A 16,968-nucleotide genomic window follows, 5' to 3' on the forward strand; every position below is an offset into this window, starting at 1 on the left:
TCAGTATAGCCAATACACACACTATTGTACATAAAACCCGCCTGTTTTGCAATAGAAACCACGATAAAAGTTGCAAGTTTTTGTCTATTTTTTGCTAACTTTCCGGCAGATTGCCTATTTTGCGCCTGGATTTCCCTGGATTTTGTATTGAAGCACAAAGCTTAGGTTCCCAAAACTCCCCCCTTTCTTCTGACAGATTCCACTATACTGTGCAGGATTTTTTAGATATTATTGCAGAGAATTTTTTCCAGAACGGGCAGGTGCTGGGAATGCTTTGTGCAATTTGACGCTATCCCCCGGCCTCCCTGCATTTTCCCCGGCTGCTTGTGCAGACCGGCAAAATAGGCGGTATTTCCCCGGATTTTTTCGTCCGGTATCCCACTTTCTTTTTCGTCTGCCCCGTGGTAGAATCTCGGGTGCGGGCGTGGAAGGCTTCTTCTGCCTCCCTATTTTCAGAAAAAAGAGAGGTCTTTTGCTCCATGACTGCTTCTGTGTCCATCGATCCGGCCGTGCGCCGGGAGGTGCAGAGTGATTACTTCCGCTATCTGCTCCCCACCCTCATCGGACAGATCGCCCATTCCTTCTACTGTATGGCAGATGTGTTCTTTGTGGGGGCGGCTGTGGGCAGCGACGGCCTGGCTGCCCTGAATGTGGCCTTGCCGGTATTCACCCTCTTTTCCGCTTTCAGCCTGATGGTGGGCGTCGGTACTGCCACCACTGCCTCCATCCTCACCGGACAGGGACAGACCCAGCAGACCAACCGGGTCTTTACCCAGTCGATGGTACTGCTGGCAGTTGTGGGCCTGACCCTGACCCTGCTCACCTCGGTGTTCATTGTGCCGCTGGCCCGGGTATTCGGCGCCACTGACCGCATCCTCACCGAAGTGGTGGACTATATGCGTCCCATCAACCTGCTCGCCTTTGCCTATATCTTCTCCGGCGCCCTGGGCGTCATCATCCGGGCGGACGGCAACCCCCGTCTGGTGATGATCGCCGGCACCACCGGCAATATCTGCAATATCGTGCTGGACTATGTCTTTACCATGAAGCTGGGCATGGGCATGTTCGGCGCCGGTCTGGCAACCATCCTCGGACACTGTGTGGCTGTGCTGTTCTACCTGCTCCACTTTGCCCTGCACCAGAACCACCTGCACCTGACCCGGAACTTCTTTGACCCCGCCGCCTGTGTCCGGGTGCTCCGGAACGGCATCGGCTCCAGCATTCTGGAACTCTCCGCCGGGCTCATCGTCCTGCTTTTCAACATCGCCCTGCTCCGGGTCAGCGGCGAAGCGGCTGTGGCCATCTTCTCGGTGCTCTCCAACATCGCCTATGTGGGCAAGGGCGTCTTCAACGGCATGGCCCAGGCTGCCCAGCCCATCCTCAGCACCAGCTACGGCGCCGGACGGTATGACCGTGTCCGTCCCGCCCTGCGCTGAGCCCCGGCCCTTGCCATAAACCAAAAATCCCCTTCCCGGAATCACGGGAAGGGGATTTTTTACTGCACCGGCAGATGGTTACATCCGGGTGCCGGACTTTTCCAGACGGTAGATGCGGCTTGCGTTGGCACGGGACACCAGCGAATTGCGCACAGTGGGAACCATGCCCAGCAGCAGGAAGAGATAGAGCATCACCAGGTTGGTCCAGTAGGAGGAGGCCTCGATGATGTCTGCCTCAATGAGCGCGGGGATCAGGCGGAAGGAGGTCAGGAAGCTGTATCCCAGCTCCCGGGACACCAGGATCGCCCAGTCCAGACGGTCGCCCACGAAGGTCATCGCCAGCATGAGCACCACGCAGAGTGCCACACCCTTGCGGGAGAGGTTTCCGCCGAGCATTTCATAGCCCTTGAGGGTGCAGACTGCCATGATCACGCCCGAGAGGGCCGCCACATAGCCCAGCTGGCTGAAGATGATGATGCTCACCACGCCCACCAGACTGCCGAGCAGGGCGCCCACCAGACCGCCGGTGATGTTCTCGCCCTTGCCGGCCTGCCGCATGGACTCCTGGTTTCTGCTCTGCTGGAGGGCTGCATAGCAGTCCGGGCAGAGGTGCTCATAGGCGCCTGCCACACAGCACGGATCGGTTTCTGTCACCTTGCCGCAGGACTGGCAGCAGTCGGTGAAGCCGGCGCCGCGCAGGTAGGCGGTTGTATCCTCCAGCGACTGCACAAAGTTTTCCCGGAGGTGCTTCTGTCCCATGCCGCCCCGGATGACCATGGTGATCTGCCATCCATTCTGGCTGAGATCCGCCGCGGCCTTATGCTCCTTGAGGAACTGCTTGCATTCCTCCTTGGTGAGGGGGCCATCCGGACGGCTGGAGGAGAACACCGCGCACATCTGGTACGGATAGGAAGGGTTGGGGGCCAGGACTGCTACGCCATACCCCTTGTAAGTGCCGTACAGGGCACCGCCCTCGGGGTCCAGGCGCAGGCCGGACATCGCAGCCAGCTCCTCGTAGAACCGACGGACTTTTCCATTCATTTCTGTTCACTCCTCTGATCTGATACTACAATACACTACCCGGATATTCTATCACAGGGCATCGGGTGAATCAATTCAAATGGTGGTTTTTGTATCACTGTCCAAACAAATTGTATATAAAAAGCACCGGCTCCGGAGAAGGTCTCTCCGGCCAGGTGCGGCTGCGTATTTATGTACGGCGGCGCGGGCGGCTGCGCTCCAGACGGCGGGTTGCCCGGCAGACGCCCAGGAACCCTCCGGCGGTCCACACTGCCGGCGGAATCCAGACCAGCTTGCTGATCTTCCACAGGCGGAACCGCTGCACCGTCCCGGCTGTGAAGATGCCCGCAGCCATGCTCAGGGTTCCGGTGAATACCGACACGCCCCACCGGAGCTGCCGGAATCCCCGGGACAGACGATCCCATCGTTTCACTGTGCGTCCTCTCCTTCCTTCTCCTCCAGACGGTGGAGTTCCTCATCGGTCAGCTCCCGGCAGGCGCCCTTGGGCAGGGCGGGGTCCAGGGGCAGACCGCCGATCTGTTCCCGCTTGAGGTAGATCACCCGATAGCCGAACCGCTCGAACATCCGCTTGATCTGATGGTACATTCCCTCGCAGATGATCACCGATACCCGGGGGTTTTCCCCGTTTTCCAGGATGGTGAGCTCTGCCGGCAGGGTGTGATCCCCGCCGCCGATGTCCACGCCCTTTTCAAACTCACCGATCACCGCCGGGTCCAGACGGTGATCCAGCACTGCGGTGTACCGCTTGGGGAGCTTGTTCTTCGGGGCGAGGATGCGGTGGGCGAAGGCGCCGTCATCGGTGATGAGCACAAAGCCCTCGGTATCCTTGTCCAGCCGGCCCGCAGGGAAGAGATTCTTCCGGCGCAGTTCCGGCGGCACCAGATCCACTACAGTGGGCTGATGCCGGTCCTCGGTGGCGGATACCACCCCCTGGGGCTTGTGGAGCATGAGATAGACATGTTCCCGCACCCGCAGCGGGACGCCATCCACCTCAATCACATCGGTCAGCGGCTCCACCTGCCGGTCCGCTGCCTTTTCCGGCTGACCATTCACTGTCACCCGGCCTTTCCGGATCAGTTCCCGGACCTCCTTGCGGGTCTGGGTGCCCTGTCCGGCCAACAGCCGGTCCAGACGCATCTTTGCCATGGGGTACTCCTCCTTCGGTTTGCTGATTCAAGGATACCATACCCCGGCTGTTTTCTCAAGTGCGCAGGTCAGGCAAGCTGCTCCAGTCCCAGCCATACCGACGAGGAGGCGTCAAACCCATGCATGAACCCATCCGCTGACGGCGAACTGATGTCCCCGCCGATGACCCGGTCCTTGTAGATCAGCAGGGTAATGCGCGCGTCCTCCACGCCGCCCGGGTACCCCGGCAGCGCATAGACATACTTCCGGCACACCTTGCCCCGGTACCGGCTCAGATCAAAGCCCTGCTGCTTCTGGATGTAGTTGTATTTCTCATAGGTTTCGTCAAACTCGCTGGGGATCAGCACCTCCTGGATCTCCAGCGGTTCCTCCTCCACCTCCCAGCCGTACGCCGCCATAAAATCCCGGCGCTGCTGTTCATTGGCGGCAGCTGTATTCACCTTCCGGGCGGATACGGTGCTCTCCGCCGGCAGCACATTCTGCCAGAGCATCTGCTTGGCGCACACCGCTCCCGCCCCTGCCAGAGCCAGGGCCAGCACCAGAGCCGCCAGACGCTTCTTATCCATACGCAGTGAAATGGTAATCATACTATCCCTCCTGTCCCCATATTTATCCCCTGGGGCGGAAGAATATGCGTCCATGTCCCCGCTCCCGGGCCGGATTCTCCGCCGCATCCGGCAACTTATTCATAACAATAAGTTGGTTCAGTTTATTTTGCAGTAATAAAAATAGAAAAGTATATATTTTTTGTTGATTTCTTCCAAGTCTTGTGCTATAATAAAGCTGAACAAAGAGAATCGGAACTCTTTGATCCATCGTCCGTTTTCCGGATATCTATATAAGAAAGAAGGGCTGTTTATGAAAAACAACACCATCATTACCATCAGCCGTCAGTATGGTTCGGGCGGACGACTCATCGGTCAGAAGCTGGCAGAACGGCTGGGCATCCCCTTCTATGACAAGGAACTGATTACACTGGCTGCTGAGGAAAGCGGCTTTGCAGAACATCTCTTTGAAAAGAATGACCGCAATATCACCAACAGCCTGCTCTATTCGCTGTCCATGTACGGGAATACCATGGGACTCTACGATATGCCGCTCAACGATAAGCTGTTTATCGCCCAGTCCAAAACCATCCAGAGCGTGGCAGAAAAAGGCCCGTGCGTTATTGTCGGGCGCTGCGCGGACTATGTCCTGCGCAATAAGCCCAATGTGCTCAATGTCTTTATCCACTCGGATATGGAGAGCAAGGTCCGCCGTGTTGTAGAGGATTACGGCGTGGAGAGCGACAATGTGGTTGAGCTCATCAACAAGACCGACAAGCGCCGTGCCAACTACTACAACTACTACACCGGCATGAAGTGGGGCCGGGCAGAGAACTATCATCTGGCCCTGCGCACCGACTGCATCGGCATTGACGGCGCAGTGGAAACCCTGATCCGTTTCATCGAAGCCAAGAATGCTGAAATGGAAAAGGAAGCGGCGGAAGCCAAGTAAATTCTGAATCTCATCTGTTTTCTCCTCCTTAATACAAAAACCGTCCGGGGCTGTATCAAACAGCTCCGGACGGTTTTTGCGTATAAAGAGGGATCACACTTCCCGGCTGTGCACCTCGAAGAAGCCCTGGGCCTTGCCGCAGAGCGGACAGCGCATCGGAGCCGCCTCCCCCTCGTGGATATGCCCGCAGTACCGGCAGATCCACACAGTCTTTTCGGCACGCTTGGAAAGGGAGCCCTGTTCCAGATGCCCGATCAGGCTCCGGTACCGGGCCTCATGCTCCGCCTCCACCCTGGCAGTCAGCTCAAAGGCCGCCGCCAGACGGGTATAGCCCTCCTCCCGGGCGATCTCGGCATAGTCCTTGTACATGCTGCTCCACTCAAAATGCTCGCCCTGGGCCGCGTCCTGGAGATTGACCAGGGTATCCGGCAGGGCGCCTTCATGGAGGGCTTCCAGCCAGATTGACGCATGGGCCAGCTCATTGGCGGCAGTGGCCCGGAAGATGGCCGCGATCTGCTCATAGCCCTGTTCCGAAGCCTTCTGGGCATAATTTTCATACTTGGTCCGGGCCTGACTTTCACCTGCAAAGGCACTCATCAGATTGGCCCAGGTCCTGCTTTTCTCAAATTCCATGGTACCACGCTCCTTTTCACCCATCAGTGTGGACATGGGAGCTGTGGTTTATGCGCGGAAAAAACTCCCGCCTGTGATCCAGACGGGAGTTTTTCACTCAGCGGCGATTGATCAGCTTCTGCAGCATGGTGACAATCTCTTCAGGTTCTGCCTGGGTGTCGCCGCGAATCCAATCCATTGCCAATCCGATGACTGCATGGGCATAGAACCGGGCAGCCATCTCCTGTTCCGCCAGAGAAAGCTCTCCCGGGCGGCGGGCCAGCAGGCTGCTTACCATCTGGCTGCAGTCCTCAAACAGACAGCTGCTGAACCGGTCCTGACCCTGATTGCGCAGGATACCGGCATAGAATACCCGGCTGCGCTGCAGACGGGCCAGCAGCTCAGTCAGGGCTTCATTCCAGGTGCGTCCGGGGCGGCTGTCCCGGAGCACCGGACCAAGATCGGTATGGAAGATCCAATCCACCAGTTCCTGTTTATCCCGGAAATGGTAGTAAAATGTGTTGCGGCTCACTTCGCTGCACTCGGTGATGTCCGCCACAGTGATCTGGTCGAACTCCTGACTGCGCAGCGCAGTTTTCAGCCCTTCGGCCAGGGCTCGTTTGGTCTGTTCCGAATTTGCCATGGTACTTCCTCCTGTCCTTTAGGCGATATGTTAGATTATAGAATGTTTCCCTCCATCGGTCAAGAGGTTTTCAGCAGTTGCTTAGTATAAGTGCTAATTCATAGAATTCTAATTGTATTTTTTGGAAATCTGCGGGGAAACCCATTTATTTTTGCTGAACCAAATGAAGATTCTTTGGCACAAGTTAAAAAACAGGGCCCCGGCTGTATACCAGGGCCCTGCATGGATCGTGGGAACCAGACGGGAGATTTACTTCTCCTCGCTGGCATTGTCCTCGATTACAACCGACTTCTGTGCGTCATCATCAATGGCGCATTCACCGCAGTATTCATCCGAGGCATCTTCGTCCTCATCGAAATCGAAATCATAATCGTCATATTCATCGTCACCGATCAGACGGCTGCCATTGCGGCTGATATAGATGGCGATAGCTGCCAGGGCGCCCGCTACAAAGATAGCAAATGCCGCCAGGGAGATCCAGATACTCTTTTTCATAAAAACAACTCCTTTGCTGGGGTTTTTGATTTCTGTGTCAGATGGCAACAATCCTATTGTATGTATACCTGTTCTTATTATAAATCTTTTCAGCGAAAACCTCAACCGGTTTTCCTGTGAATACTGGTGAAAAATCATCAATTTTCTGTGAACAGGGCTGAAGTTTTTTACATAATCAGCGATGTGCCGGTCATTTCGTCCGGCTGGGAAAGTCCCATCAGTTCCAGGACAGTGGGAGCCAGGTCTGCCAGGCGTCCGCCGGAGCGCAGTTCCAGCCCCGGGACAGTCACCCACAGCGGCACCGGATTGGTGGTGTGGGAGGTCTTGGGGCCGCCGTCCTCTGCCAGCATCTCATCGGCATTGCCGTGGTCCGCGGTGATCACCGCCGCCATACCGGCCTCCTCTGCCGCCGCCAGCACTTCACCCAGGCACTGGTCCACTGTTTCCACCGCCAGTACGGCTGCGGGAATGCTGCCGGTATGCCCGACCATATCACAGTTGGCAAAGTTGAGCACGATCAGCCCATACTTCCGGCTGCGGATGGCGGCGGTTACCTTTTCGGTGACCTCCGGGGCGCTCATCTCCGGCTGAAGGTCGTAGGTCGCCACCTGCGGGGACGGCACCAGAATGCGGTCCTCGCCCGGGAAGGGCTCCTCCCGTCCGCCGTTGAGGAAGAAGGTCACATGGGCGTATTTTTCGGTTTCGGCGATGCGCAGCTGGGAAAGTCCCGCCTGGGAAACCACTTCGCCCAGGGTCTGGGACGGGCGCTCGGGCGGGAAGGCCACCAGCACCCCTTCGAAGCTGTCGTCATAGACGGTGGTGCAGACATAGCAGAGATCCTTCGGGGCTGCCTTCTTTTCAAAGCCGTCAAAGCCCGGCTGGGTCAGCGCCCGGGTGAGCTCTCTGGCCCGGTCGGGACGGAAGTTGAAGAACATCACGCTGTCCCCGTCCGAAATGCGTCCGCCCTCACAGCAGGCCGCAGGCTTCACGAACTCATCGGTGATCTCCTGGCGGTAGGACTCCTCCACCCACTGTTCCGGATCGGCGATCTCCGCCGGCGGCAGGGTCAGGGCATCATAGGCCTCTGCCACCCGCTCCCAGCGGTTGTCCCGGTCCATGGCATAGTACCGTCCGCAGACGGTAGCCAGTGTTCCGGCGCCGATGGCAGAAAGCTCCTGCCGCAGTTCCTTCACAAAGCCCAGGCCCGACTTGGGCGGACAGTCCCGTCCGTCCAGGAAGGCATGGACATAGATCTTCTCAGCGCCCAGGCTCCTGGCAGCCCGGATCATGGCATAGAGGTGGGTATTGTGGCTGTGGACACCGCCGTCCGAGAGCAGCCCCATAAAGTGCAGGCTGCCGCCGGTGGCACGGATATGCTCCACTGCCTGCCGGAGCGCCGGATTCTGTTCCAGTTCACCGTTCTGAGCGGCACGGGTGATGCGGCTCAGCTCCTGATAGACCACCCGTCCGGCACCGATGTTGGTATGTCCCACCTCGGAGTTGCCCATCTGACCAGCGGGCAGACCCACATCTTCCCCCGAAGCGGAAAGCTGGGTATGGGGTACCTCCCGCCACAGACGGTCGGTCACCGGGGTCTTTGCCAGCGCAATGGCATTCCCCTGGCTGTCCGGCGCAATGCCGAAGCCATCCAGGATAATGAGGATCACCGGCTGTTTCATGCCTTCGCCTCCCCTGCTTCACAGGCGCGGATAATGGCGGCAAAGCTCTCCGGCTTGAGGGAAGCTCCGCCGATGAGCCCGCCGTCGATCTCCGGCTGGGCCAGCAGTTCCGCGGCGTTCTTCTCATTCATCGAGCCGCCGTACAGAATGCGCACCCTGTCGGCTGCCTCTGTACCATACCGCTCTGCCAGCAGGCGGCGGATCTCGCCGCATACCCGGTTGGCCTCCTGTGCAGTGGCGGTGCGTCCGGTGCCGATGGCCCACACCGGCTCATAGGCGATCATCACATGGGCCAGTGCCTCTGCCGGAATCTCCGCCAGGCCGCCCGCAAGCTGGGCAGCACAGGTTTCGATCTCCTGTCCGGCCTCCCGCTGTTCCAGGCTCTCGCCCACACAGAGGATACCGCAGAGCCCTCCGGCTACCGCAGCCGCCAGACGCTTTCCGGCGGTTTCGTTGGTCTCGCCGAAGTACTGCCGGCGCTCGGAATGTCCGATGATGACATGGGTGCAGCCCACTCCGGTGAGCATGGCGGCAGATACCTCGCCGGTATAGGCACCGGACGGGGCAAAGTGGCAGTTCTGGGCGCCCAGGGCAATGGCGCTGCCCCGGAGGGTGTCGGCTGCCAGTGCCAGCGCTGTTGCAGGCGGGCAGACTACCACCTCACAGGCCGGAGCCTTGGGGCAGGCCTCCAGCAGACCGCCCAGCAGAGCCGAAGCCTCTGCCGGACTGCCGCTGTTCATCTTCCAGTTGCCTGCGATCACAGGCGTTCTCTTTTCCCGATTCATGCTGTCCTCCTGCGCTTACTTGTCTTCCAGGCAGGCGATACCCGGCAGCACCAGACCCTCCAGGAACTCCAGCGACGCACCGCCGCCGGTGGAGATATGGCTGATGCGGTCGGCATAGCCCAGCTGAGCCGCAGCCGCAGCCGAATCGCCGCCGCCGATGATGGTGATGGCATCGCTCTCTGCCAGAGCCTTTGCCACTGCCTCGGTACCGGCAGCGAACTTCTTCATCTCAAAGACGCCCATGGGTCCGTTCCAGACCACAGTGGCGGCATTCCTGATCTCCTGGGCAAACAGTTCCCGGGTGGCTTCGCCGATGTCCAGACCCTGCCAGCCGTCCGGAATCTCCCCGGCGGCAACAGTGCGGGTATTGGCCTCCTCACTGAAGGCATCGGCAATCACAGTGTCCACCGGCAGCAGCAGGCGCACACCCTTTTCCCTGGCCTCTGCCAGCAGATCCCGGGCCAGATCCAGCTTATCCTCCTCGCAGAGCGAGTCACCAATGGCGCCGCCCTGTGCCTTGATAAAGGTATAGGCCATACCGCCGCCGATGAGCAGGCTGTCCACCTTTTCCAGCAGGCTGCGGATCACACCGATCTTATCCGATACCTTGGCGCCGCCCAGAATGGCAGTAAAGGGACGCTTGGGGTCTTCCAGCGCGCCGCCCAGGAAGCCGATCTCCTTCTCGATGAGGAAGCCGCAGACAGCGGGCAGATAGTCTGCCACACCGGCAGTGGAGGCATGGGCACGATGGGCAGTGCCGAAGGCGTCATTGACATAGAGCTCTGCCAGGGAAGCCAGTTCCTTGGCAAATTCGGGGTCGTTCTTTTCCTCTCTGGGATCGAACCGCACATTTTCCAGCAGCATGACCTGACCGTCCTTCAGGGAATCAGCCATCCGGTGGGCATCTTCGCCGATGATGTCAGCCGAGAGCGGCACTTCGCAGCCCAGCAGCTCCGAAAGCCGTGCTGCCACCGGAGCCAGGCTGTACTTGGGGTTCACCTGACCCTTGGGGCGTCCCAGATGGGAGCAGAGGATCACCCGTCCGCCCTGTTCCAGCAGATAGCGGACGGTGGGCAGCGCCTCGGTGATGCGCTTATCGTCGGTGATGGTGCTGCCATCCAGCGGCACATTGAAGTCACAGCGCACCAGGACCCGCTTTCCTTTGGGAGAAATATCCCGGATGCTCTTCTTGTTCAGCATACGATTCATAACTAAGACACCTGCTTCTCTTTTATTTTGATGGTCATGGGACGGGAAAACTCCCGTCCGACTCAATCGGACTGTTTTTCCAAAAACCGCTGGGCATCCAGAAGGCCGAAATTCCGGTACCGTGCCATGGCAAAGGCCCGGCGTTCTTCCTCTCCGGCGTCCTCGGACAGGGTCAGCTCATAGAGCTCACAGGGGAACTCCTCACATTCGCCGCAATGGGAAACTCCTGTTTCTGCCGCACAGGTCACAAAGGGGCAGACCTCCACATCCAGACTGGCACACCACTCCGCTTTTCCGCCTATGGCCGCACAGCCGGGACACTCCCCCGGATACCGCTCACATTCATCACAGCGGTTTCCGCAGCAGGATATCAGCATGGCTTCATCTCCTTTTTTACTCTCACCAGTTGGTGATCTTTCCCCTCTATTGTAGAATATCCGCCGTCCTTTGGCAAGCCGAAAACCCACCTGCCTGAAAATCTTCTCGCCCCCTCTTGACAAACTACACTTTCACAGTATAATTATAGACGAAAAACACCCCCTCCCCCGGGGGAGGGTTAACCTACATGAAACTGTTGAGGTGAAACCATGAAACAGAAATTCCTTGTCACCGGCATGACCTGTTCGGCCTGCTCGGCACACATCGAAAAGAGCCTTTCCAAAGCGGAGGGCATCCGCTCGGTGAATGTGAACCTGCTGGCTAACAATATGATGGTGGACTATGATGAATCCACCCTGAAGCCGTCGGATATTTCCCGGCTGGTGGAGGAGGCCGGCTACGGCGCTTCCCCCGCTGACGCGGCCCGGCAGAAATCCGCCCGCCCCGAACCTCCGGAAAACCTCACCCTCAAGGAGGCCGAAACCAAAAAGCGGCAGTTCCTGCGGTCGCTCATTTTCCTGGTGCCGCTGTTCTATCTCTCGATGGGCAGCATGGTGGGACTGCCGGTCCCCGGCTGGCTGGACGGCATGCACAATCCTCTGGCCTTTGCCTTTACCCAGTTCCTGCTCACCCTGCCCATTCTCTATCTGAACCGGAACTACTTCTTCACCGGCTTCAAAACCCTGTGGCACCGCTCCCCCAACATGGATTCCCTCATCGCGGTGGGTTCCTCGGCAGCGATGATCTATGGCATCTATATCATCTATCAGATCTCCTTTGCCTTTGTAGCCGGGGACCATGCGGCACTCATGGCCTATTCCATGGACCTCTACTTTGAGGGCGCCGCCACCATCCTGACCCTGATTACCTTCGGCAAGTGGCTGGAGGCCCGCTCCAAGAGCAAGACCTCCGAGGCCATCACCAAACTGATGGACCTGGCCCCCAAGACTGCCACCGTGGAGCGCTCCGGCGTGGAGGTGGAGATCCCGGTGGAGGAAGTCGTGCCCGGGGATATTGTGGTGATCCGTCCCGGACAGAGCATTCCGGTGGACGGCGTGATCCTGGAGGGACGCACCTCGGTGGACGAATCCGCCCTCACCGGTGAGAGCATCCCGGTGGAAAAGACGGTGGATGACCGGGTGATCGCCGCCACGGTCAACAAGAACGGCTCCATCAAGTTCCGGGCTACCCGGGTGGGCGACGACACCACCCTGGCCCAGATCATCCGCCTGGTGGAGGAGGCTTCCTCCTCCAAGGCTCCCATCGCCAAGCTGGCAGACCAGGTGGCGGCGGTGTTCGTCCCCACTGTGATGACCATCGCCCTCATCGCCACCATTGTATGGCTGCTGCTGGGGCAGAGCTTTGACTTTGCCCTCTCCATCGGCATCTCGGTGCTGGTGATCTCCTGTCCCTGCGCTCTGGGCCTTGCCACTCCGGTGGCCATCATGGTGGGCACCGGCAAGGGCGCTGAAAACGGCATTCTCATCAAGAGCGCCGAGAGCCTGGAAACCGCCCATCTGGTGAACACGGTCATTCTGGATAAGACCGGCACCGTCACCGAGGGCAAGCCCCGGGTGACCGATGTGATTCCCCTGGGCGGCACCGACGCAGCCGAACTGGTAATGCTGGCTGCGGCAGTGGAAAAGCGTTCGGAGCATCCGCTGGCAGATGCCATCGTCCAGTATGCCGCTGAATCCGGAATTGCCTGCCCCGAAGCCGAGGACTTCGGCGCCGCTGAAGGTCAGGGCGTCCGGGGCCGGGTGAACGGCGTCACCATCCATGCGGGCAACCGCCGCCTGCTCGGCGCCCTGGGCGTTGACTCGGGCGAACTGGAAGCCGAGGCCGACCGCCTGGCAGACGAGGGCAAGACCCCGCTCTTCTTTGTGCGGGAAGCTGAGGGCAGCCGCATCGTCATCGGACTCATCGCTGTGGCGGATGTGGTGAAGCCCACCAGCCGTCAGGCCATTGCGGAGCTCAAAAAGCTGGGCATTGATGTGGTCATGCTCACCGGCGACAACAAGAAGACCGCCGAAGCCATCCGCCGCCAGACCGGCATTGACCGGGTGGTAGCGGAGGTTCTCCCCCAGGATAAGGAGGAGGAAGTGCGCAAGCTCCAGGCAGAGGGCAAAAAGGTCGCCATGATCGGCGACGGCATCAACGATGCCCCTGCCCTGGCAAGAGCGGATGTGGGCATTGCCATCGGCGCCGGCACCGATGTCGCCATCGAATCCGCCGACATCGTCCTGATGAAGAGCGACCTGCTTGACGCTGTCGCCGCCATCGAACTCTCCCGTGCGGTAATCCGCAACATCAAGGAGAATCTGTTCTGGGCCTTCTTCTACAACTCCATCGGCATCCCGCTGGCTGCGGGCGTGCTGTTTATCCCCTTCGGACTCAAGCTCAACCCTATGTTCGCCGCTGCCGCCATGAGTTTCAGCTCGGTGAGCGTTGTCACAAACGCCCTGCGGCTCAAGCTCTTTAAGCCCAGCGTCTCCGCTCCGGCTGCCCCTGCGGCTCCTGCGACACCCAGGGCCGAAGCTCCGGCCTGCCCGGCAGCTGCCTGTGCCGTCTGTCCGGCTGCCTGCGATCCGGCAGAACCCGCACCGGCTCCCGCTGGCTCTGCTGTGCGTGTGATGAAGGTGGAAGGCATGAGCTGCGCTCACTGCTCTGCACGGGTGGAAAAGGCGCTCTCCGCCGTGGAGGGCGTGGAAAGCGCCCATGTGGATCTGGAGGCCAAAACTGCCGCCATTACCCTGGCGCACCCGGTGGAGGATTCGGTGCTGGAAGCCGCTGTCACCGAGGCGGGCTATGAGCCTGCCGGGTTCCTGTCCGGCGAAGCGCCTGAGCCCATCGTCCGTGTGATGCAGGTGGAGGGCATGAGCTGCGCTCACTGCTCTGCCCGGGTGGAGAAGGCTCTCTCCGCCGTGGATGGCGTGGAAAGCGCCCATGTGGATCTGGAAGCCAAAACTGCCGCCATTACCCTGACGCACCCGGTGGAGGATTCGGTGCTGGAAGCCGCCGTCACCGAGGCGGGCTATGAGCCTGCCGGGTTCCTGTCCGGCGAAGCACCCGAGCCCATCGTCCGTGTGATGCAGGTGGAGGGCATGAGCTGCGCTCACTGCTCTGCCCGGGTGGAGAAGGCACTCTCCGCCGTGGAGGGCGTGGAAAGCGCCCATGTGGATCTGGAAGCCAAAACTGCCGCCATCACCCTGGCGCACCCGGTGGAGGATTCGGTGCTGGAAGCCGCTGTGATCGAGGCAGGCTATACGCCGGTTTCGATTTCTGATACAATAGACTCAAACAACAAAGGAGAATTTGCTATGAACAAGAAGATTGTCATTGATGGTATGATGTGCATGCACTGCGCCGGTTCGGTGGAGAAGGCTCTGAACGCTTTGGACGGCGTAACCGCCAAGGTGGATCTGGAGCAGAAGTGCGCCAATGTGGAACTGACTGCTCCGGTGGCAGATGATGTACTTGCCAAGGCTGTGACCGATGCCGGTTACACCGTAGTATCCATTGGCTGAGGAGGGCTCTGCCATGAAAGCCGACCGTGACAAGGTAGTCCCTCTCATCAAAACCGCCCGGGGACAGCTGGACGGAATCCTCAAGATGATCGATGAGGACCGGTACTGCATTGACATCTCCAATCAGGTGCTGGCAGTGATCTCGATCCTCGGCAAGGCCAACAAGGAGATCATCCGGGCCCATCTGGCTGGATGCGTCAAGGATTCCCTCACCGGCGGCACTCCCGAGGAAGTGGAAACCAAGCTGGATGAAGTCATGTCCGTTCTGGATAAGATGTCCCGCTGACCACCCCGATTCAGACAACAAAAGCCGAACGGCTCACCGGGTATTTCCGATGAGCCGTCCGGCTTTTGTTATTCAAAGGGGGAATTTCTTTCCTTTCGGGAAAACACAATTATTCAGCCTGCTTGCCAGCTTCGGCAATGACCTTTTCCTCCAGCTGCTTGGGAAGCAGTTCATACCGGGCAAAGTCCAGTGTGAAGCTGCCGCGGCCCTGGGTAATCGAACGCAGCACGGTGGTGAAGTCGCCCATTTCGCTCATGGGCACATCACTTTCGATGGTGGTCAGGCCCTTGCCGGCGGGCTCCATGCCCAGCACACGGCCACGGCGCTTGTTGAGATCGCCCATGATGTCGCCGGTGTAGCTGTCCGGAACAGTGACCTTCAGGTTGCCGATGGGCTCCAGGATTGCCGGAGATGCCTGCGGCAGCGCAGTCTTATAAGCGATTGAAGCAGCGGTCTTGAACGCCATTTCAGACGAGTCTACCGGGTGGTAGGAACCGTCCACCAGAGTGGCCTTGAGGCCTACAACGGGATAGCCGGCCAGTACGCCCTTCTGAACGCACTCCTGCAGACCCTTTTCAACAGCCGGGAAGTAGTTCTTGGGCACAGCGCCGCCGAACACATTCTCTTCAAAGACCAGAGTCTCGCTGTCGCAGGGCTCGAATTCGATCCATACATCGCCGAACTGACCATGTCCGCCCGACTGCTTCTTGTGGCGTCCCTGTACCTTGACCTTCTTCTGGATGGTCTCACGGTAGGGTACCTTGGCCTTTTCCAGACTGATCTCCACACCGAACTTGTTCGCCAGCTTGGATACGATCACATCCAGGTGCTGGTCGCCCAGGCCGGTGAGTACCTGCTGCCGGGTTTCCTTGTTCTGCTCAAAGCGGATAGTGGGATCTTCTTCCATCAGGCGCTGCATGCTCTGGGCTACCTTGCCCTCATCTGCCTTGTTCTTGGCTACCACAGCCATGGACAGGGTGGGCTTCGGGAATACCAGTTCCGCGAACTTTACCTTGTAGGCGGGATCGCAGAGGGTATCGCCGGTTACAGCTTCGGGGAGCTTGGTGATGGCGCCGATGTCACCGGCGGAGATCACAGTGGTCTCCTCCTGCTTCTTGCCGCGGGTGTGCAGCATCTTGCCCAGCCGCTCCACATTGCCGGTGCGCATATTATAGAGTTCGGTATCGGCAGTGATCTTGCCGGATACAACCTTGACATAGGAGAGCTTGCCCACAAACGGGTCAGCTACGGTCTTGAATACCAGAACTGCCAGGGGCGCTTCATCGGTGCAGGGAACATCCACCGGATCACCGGCTTCGTTTTCAGCAACCAGACCGGCGCTCTCATAGGCGGACGGCAGGTGGTCCACCATAGCGTCCAGCAGCATATCGATGCCGTCCATGGTCACAGCCGAGCCGCAGAATACCGGCGCAATGGAACCGCTCTTCACACCCTGATGGATGCCGTGCAGGATCTCGTCCCGGGTAAACTGTTCGCCCGAGAAGAACTTCTCAAAGAGGCCTTCATCGGTTTCAGCAATCGCTTCGGACATCGCTGCGATCAGGCCTTCCAGACGGTGACCGGTATCGGGCATTTCAGCCTCAGCGATCACGCCGTTTTCATAGCGGTAAGCCTTGTTGTCGATCAGGTTGATGTAGCAGTCCACCTTGCCGTCCTTCATGAACGGAACTACCAGCGGGCAGACACTCGGGCCGAATTCGGATTTGAGCTGTTCGAGCACCTTATAGAAATCCGCATGGTCCATATCCATCTGAGTGACAAAGAACATCTTGGCACGGCCCAGACGGTCTGCCAGTTCGTAGGCCTTTTCGGTGCCCACTTCCACGCCGTCCCGGGCAGATACAGTGATCAGTGCGCTTTCGGCTGCGATCATGCCTTCGTACATACCGCCCTCAAAGTCAAAGAGTCCGGGGGTGTCGATGAGATTGATCTTGGTACTGCCCCATGCAAACGGTGCCACGGTGGAAGATACCGATACCTTGCGCTTGATCTCCTCCGGGTCAAAGTCGCAGACAGTATTGCCGTCCGCTACCTTGCCGAGCCGGTCGGAATAGCCGGTCTTGTAAAGCAGAGCCTCAGCCAGTGTGGTCTTACCACTGGAACTGTGGCCCGCCAGCGCAACATTCCTTATTTTACCTGCCAGATATTGTTTCATGGCGTCATCGCCCCTTTCCATTTTTTATTAAAAGAGCCCGCCTGCAGTCCATCGGGGA

At 59.0% G+C, this 16,968-nt stretch carries 17 protein-coding genes; 4 read left to right on the forward strand and 13 right to left on the reverse strand.

From position 1 onward, the window contains the following. Positions 1-479 precede the first annotated feature (479 nt). Positions 480-1,436, forward strand: coding sequence for an MATE family efflux transporter (locus H9X81_RS02845; protein ID WP_204719670.1), 957 nt, complete (start codon positions 480-482; stop codon positions 1,434-1,436). A gap of 78 nt (positions 1,437-1,514) precedes the next feature. Here H9X81_RS02845 and H9X81_RS02850 read toward each other — a convergent pair whose 3' ends face one another. The 5 genes from H9X81_RS02850 to H9X81_RS02870 form a co-directional block, all read right to left on the reverse strand. Next, entirely contained in the window at positions 1,515-2,477 is a 963-nt protein-coding gene (locus H9X81_RS02850) for a hypothetical protein (RefSeq protein WP_204719673.1), read from the reverse strand. Positions 2,478-2,646: 169 nt separating this feature from the next. Next, complete coding sequence (locus H9X81_RS02855; RefSeq protein ID WP_191393039.1) at positions 2,647-2,889, reverse strand: hypothetical protein; 243 nt, start codon at positions 2,887-2,889, stop codon at positions 2,647-2,649. After that, the gene (locus H9X81_RS02860) at positions 2,886-3,623 is read right to left on the reverse strand and encodes a pseudouridine synthase (protein ID WP_204719675.1); all 738 of its coding nucleotides are present in this window, start codon (positions 3,621-3,623) and stop codon (positions 2,886-2,888) included. The genes H9X81_RS02855 and H9X81_RS02860 overlap by 4 nt, the downstream gene beginning before the upstream one ends. Positions 3,624-3,691: 68 nt before the next feature. Next, on the reverse strand, positions 3,692-4,210 hold the full coding sequence (locus tag H9X81_RS02865) for a DUF4830 domain-containing protein (protein WP_204719677.1): 519 nt from the start codon (positions 4,208-4,210) through the stop codon (positions 3,692-3,694). A 22-nt stretch (positions 4,211-4,232) separates the two neighbouring features. After that, entirely contained in the window at positions 4,233-4,439 is a 207-nt protein-coding gene (locus tag H9X81_RS02870) for a hypothetical protein (RefSeq protein ID WP_204719680.1), read from the reverse strand. A gap of 42 nt (positions 4,440-4,481) precedes the next feature. Between H9X81_RS02870 and H9X81_RS02875 the strand changes: the two genes are divergently transcribed. Next, complete coding sequence (locus H9X81_RS02875) at positions 4,482-5,120, forward strand: AAA family ATPase (protein ID WP_191393037.1); 639 nt, start codon at positions 4,482-4,484, stop codon at positions 5,118-5,120. Positions 5,121-5,213: 93 nt separating this feature from the next. Here H9X81_RS02875 and H9X81_RS02880 read toward each other — a convergent pair whose 3' ends face one another. From H9X81_RS02880 to H9X81_RS02910, 7 genes are all read right to left on the reverse strand, one after another. Continuing rightward, positions 5,214-5,753, reverse strand: coding sequence for a rubrerythrin family protein (locus H9X81_RS02880; RefSeq protein WP_191393036.1), 540 nt, complete (start codon positions 5,751-5,753; stop codon positions 5,214-5,216). Positions 5,754-5,850: 97 nt separating this feature from the next. Further along, positions 5,851-6,375: a TetR/AcrR family transcriptional regulator C-terminal domain-containing protein gene (locus tag H9X81_RS02885; RefSeq protein ID WP_191393035.1), complete on the reverse strand. Its 525-nt coding sequence runs from the start codon at positions 6,373-6,375 to the stop codon at positions 5,851-5,853. A gap of 249 nt (positions 6,376-6,624) precedes the next feature. Next, the gene (locus H9X81_RS02890) at positions 6,625-6,870 is read right to left on the reverse strand and encodes a hypothetical protein (RefSeq protein ID WP_191393034.1); all 246 of its coding nucleotides are present in this window, start codon (positions 6,868-6,870) and stop codon (positions 6,625-6,627) included. A gap of 167 nt (positions 6,871-7,037) precedes the next feature. Then, complete coding sequence (gene gpmI / locus H9X81_RS02895; protein ID WP_204719682.1) at positions 7,038-8,549, reverse strand: 2,3-bisphosphoglycerate-independent phosphoglycerate mutase; 1,512 nt, start codon at positions 8,547-8,549, stop codon at positions 7,038-7,040. After that, positions 8,546-9,334, reverse strand: a complete 789-nt coding sequence (gene tpiA / locus H9X81_RS02900; protein WP_204719684.1) for a triose-phosphate isomerase — start codon at positions 9,332-9,334, stop codon at positions 8,546-8,548. The genes gpmI and tpiA overlap by 4 nt, the downstream gene beginning before the upstream one ends. 15 nt (positions 9,335-9,349) lie before the next feature. Next, positions 9,350-10,543 carry a phosphoglycerate kinase gene (locus tag H9X81_RS02905; RefSeq protein ID WP_275951248.1) on the reverse strand — a complete coding sequence of 398 codons (1,194 nt, stop codon included), beginning with the start codon at positions 10,541-10,543 and terminating at the stop codon, positions 9,350-9,352. A 62-nt stretch (positions 10,544-10,605) separates the two neighbouring features. Next, positions 10,606-10,920, reverse strand: coding sequence for a DUF3795 domain-containing protein (locus H9X81_RS02910; protein ID WP_177503193.1), 315 nt, complete (start codon positions 10,918-10,920; stop codon positions 10,606-10,608). 210 nt (positions 10,921-11,130) lie between these two features. Here H9X81_RS02910 and H9X81_RS02915 point away from each other — a divergent pair, with 210 nt between their 5' ends. Together H9X81_RS02915 and H9X81_RS02930 are read left to right on the forward strand one after the other, a co-directional pair. Further along, positions 11,131-14,448, forward strand: a complete 3,318-nt coding sequence (locus H9X81_RS02915; RefSeq protein WP_430673026.1) for a heavy metal translocating P-type ATPase — start codon at positions 11,131-11,133, stop codon at positions 14,446-14,448. Positions 14,449-14,461: 13 nt separating this feature from the next. Further along, positions 14,462-14,734 (forward strand): metal-sensing transcriptional repressor, encoded by a 273-nt coding sequence (locus H9X81_RS02930; protein ID WP_177502906.1) that lies wholly within the window; start codon positions 14,462-14,464, stop codon positions 14,732-14,734. 109 nt (positions 14,735-14,843) lie between these two features. Here the strand turns inward: H9X81_RS02930 and H9X81_RS02935 are convergent, their stop codons facing one another. Then, a complete protein-coding gene (locus H9X81_RS02935; protein ID WP_177502905.1) occupies positions 14,844-16,910 on the reverse strand; it encodes an elongation factor G in 2,067 nt (688 codons plus the stop codon). Positions 16,911-16,968 lie beyond the last annotated feature (58 nt).

Source organism: Hydrogenoanaerobacterium saccharovorans (assembly GCF_016901815.1).
GTDB classification, from domain to species: Bacteria; Bacillota; Clostridia; order Oscillospirales; family Ruminococcaceae; genus Avimicrobium; species Avimicrobium caecorum.

Coding starts and splice junctions, on each gene's coding strand:
- H9X81_RS02905 (WP_275951248.1), bottom strand. CDS start 10,543: ATGAATCGTATGCTGAACAAGAAGAGCATCCGGGATATTTCTCCCAAA.
- H9X81_RS02930 (WP_177502906.1), top strand. CDS start 14,462: ATGAAAGCCGACCGTGACAAGGTAGTCCCTCTCATCAAAACCGCCCGG.
- H9X81_RS02915 (WP_430673026.1), top strand. CDS start 11,131: ATGAAACAGAAATTCCTTGTCACCGGCATGACCTGTTCGGCCTGCTCG.
- H9X81_RS02870 (WP_204719680.1), bottom strand. CDS start 4,439: ATGGATCAAAGAGTTCCGATTCTCTTTGTTCAGCTTTATTATAGCACA.
- H9X81_RS02885 (WP_191393035.1), bottom strand. CDS start 6,375: ATGGCAAATTCGGAACAGACCAAACGAGCCCTGGCCGAAGGGCTGAAA.
- tpiA (WP_204719684.1), bottom strand. CDS start 9,334: ATGAATCGGGAAAAGAGAACGCCTGTGATCGCAGGCAACTGGAAGATG.
- H9X81_RS02935 (WP_177502905.1), bottom strand. CDS start 16,910: ATGAAACAATATCTGGCAGGTAAAATAAGGAATGTTGCGCTGGCGGGC.
- H9X81_RS02880 (WP_191393036.1), bottom strand. CDS start 5,753: ATGGAATTTGAGAAAAGCAGGACCTGGGCCAATCTGATGAGTGCCTTT.
- H9X81_RS02890 (WP_191393034.1), bottom strand. CDS start 6,870: ATGAAAAAGAGTATCTGGATCTCCCTGGCGGCATTTGCTATCTTTGTA.
- H9X81_RS02860 (WP_204719675.1), bottom strand. CDS start 3,623: ATGGCAAAGATGCGTCTGGACCGGCTGTTGGCCGGACAGGGCACCCAG.
- H9X81_RS02865 (WP_204719677.1), bottom strand. CDS start 4,210: ATGATTACCATTTCACTGCGTATGGATAAGAAGCGTCTGGCGGCTCTG.
- H9X81_RS02875 (WP_191393037.1), top strand. CDS start 4,482: ATGAAAAACAACACCATCATTACCATCAGCCGTCAGTATGGTTCGGGC.
- gpmI (WP_204719682.1), bottom strand. CDS start 8,549: ATGAAACAGCCGGTGATCCTCATTATCCTGGATGGCTTCGGCATTGCG.
- H9X81_RS02910 (WP_177503193.1), bottom strand. CDS start 10,920: ATGCTGATATCCTGCTGCGGAAACCGCTGTGATGAATGTGAGCGGTAT.
- H9X81_RS02850 (WP_204719673.1), bottom strand. CDS start 2,477: ATGAATGGAAAAGTCCGTCGGTTCTACGAGGAGCTGGCTGCGATGTCC.
- H9X81_RS02845 (WP_204719670.1), top strand. CDS start 480: ATGACTGCTTCTGTGTCCATCGATCCGGCCGTGCGCCGGGAGGTGCAG.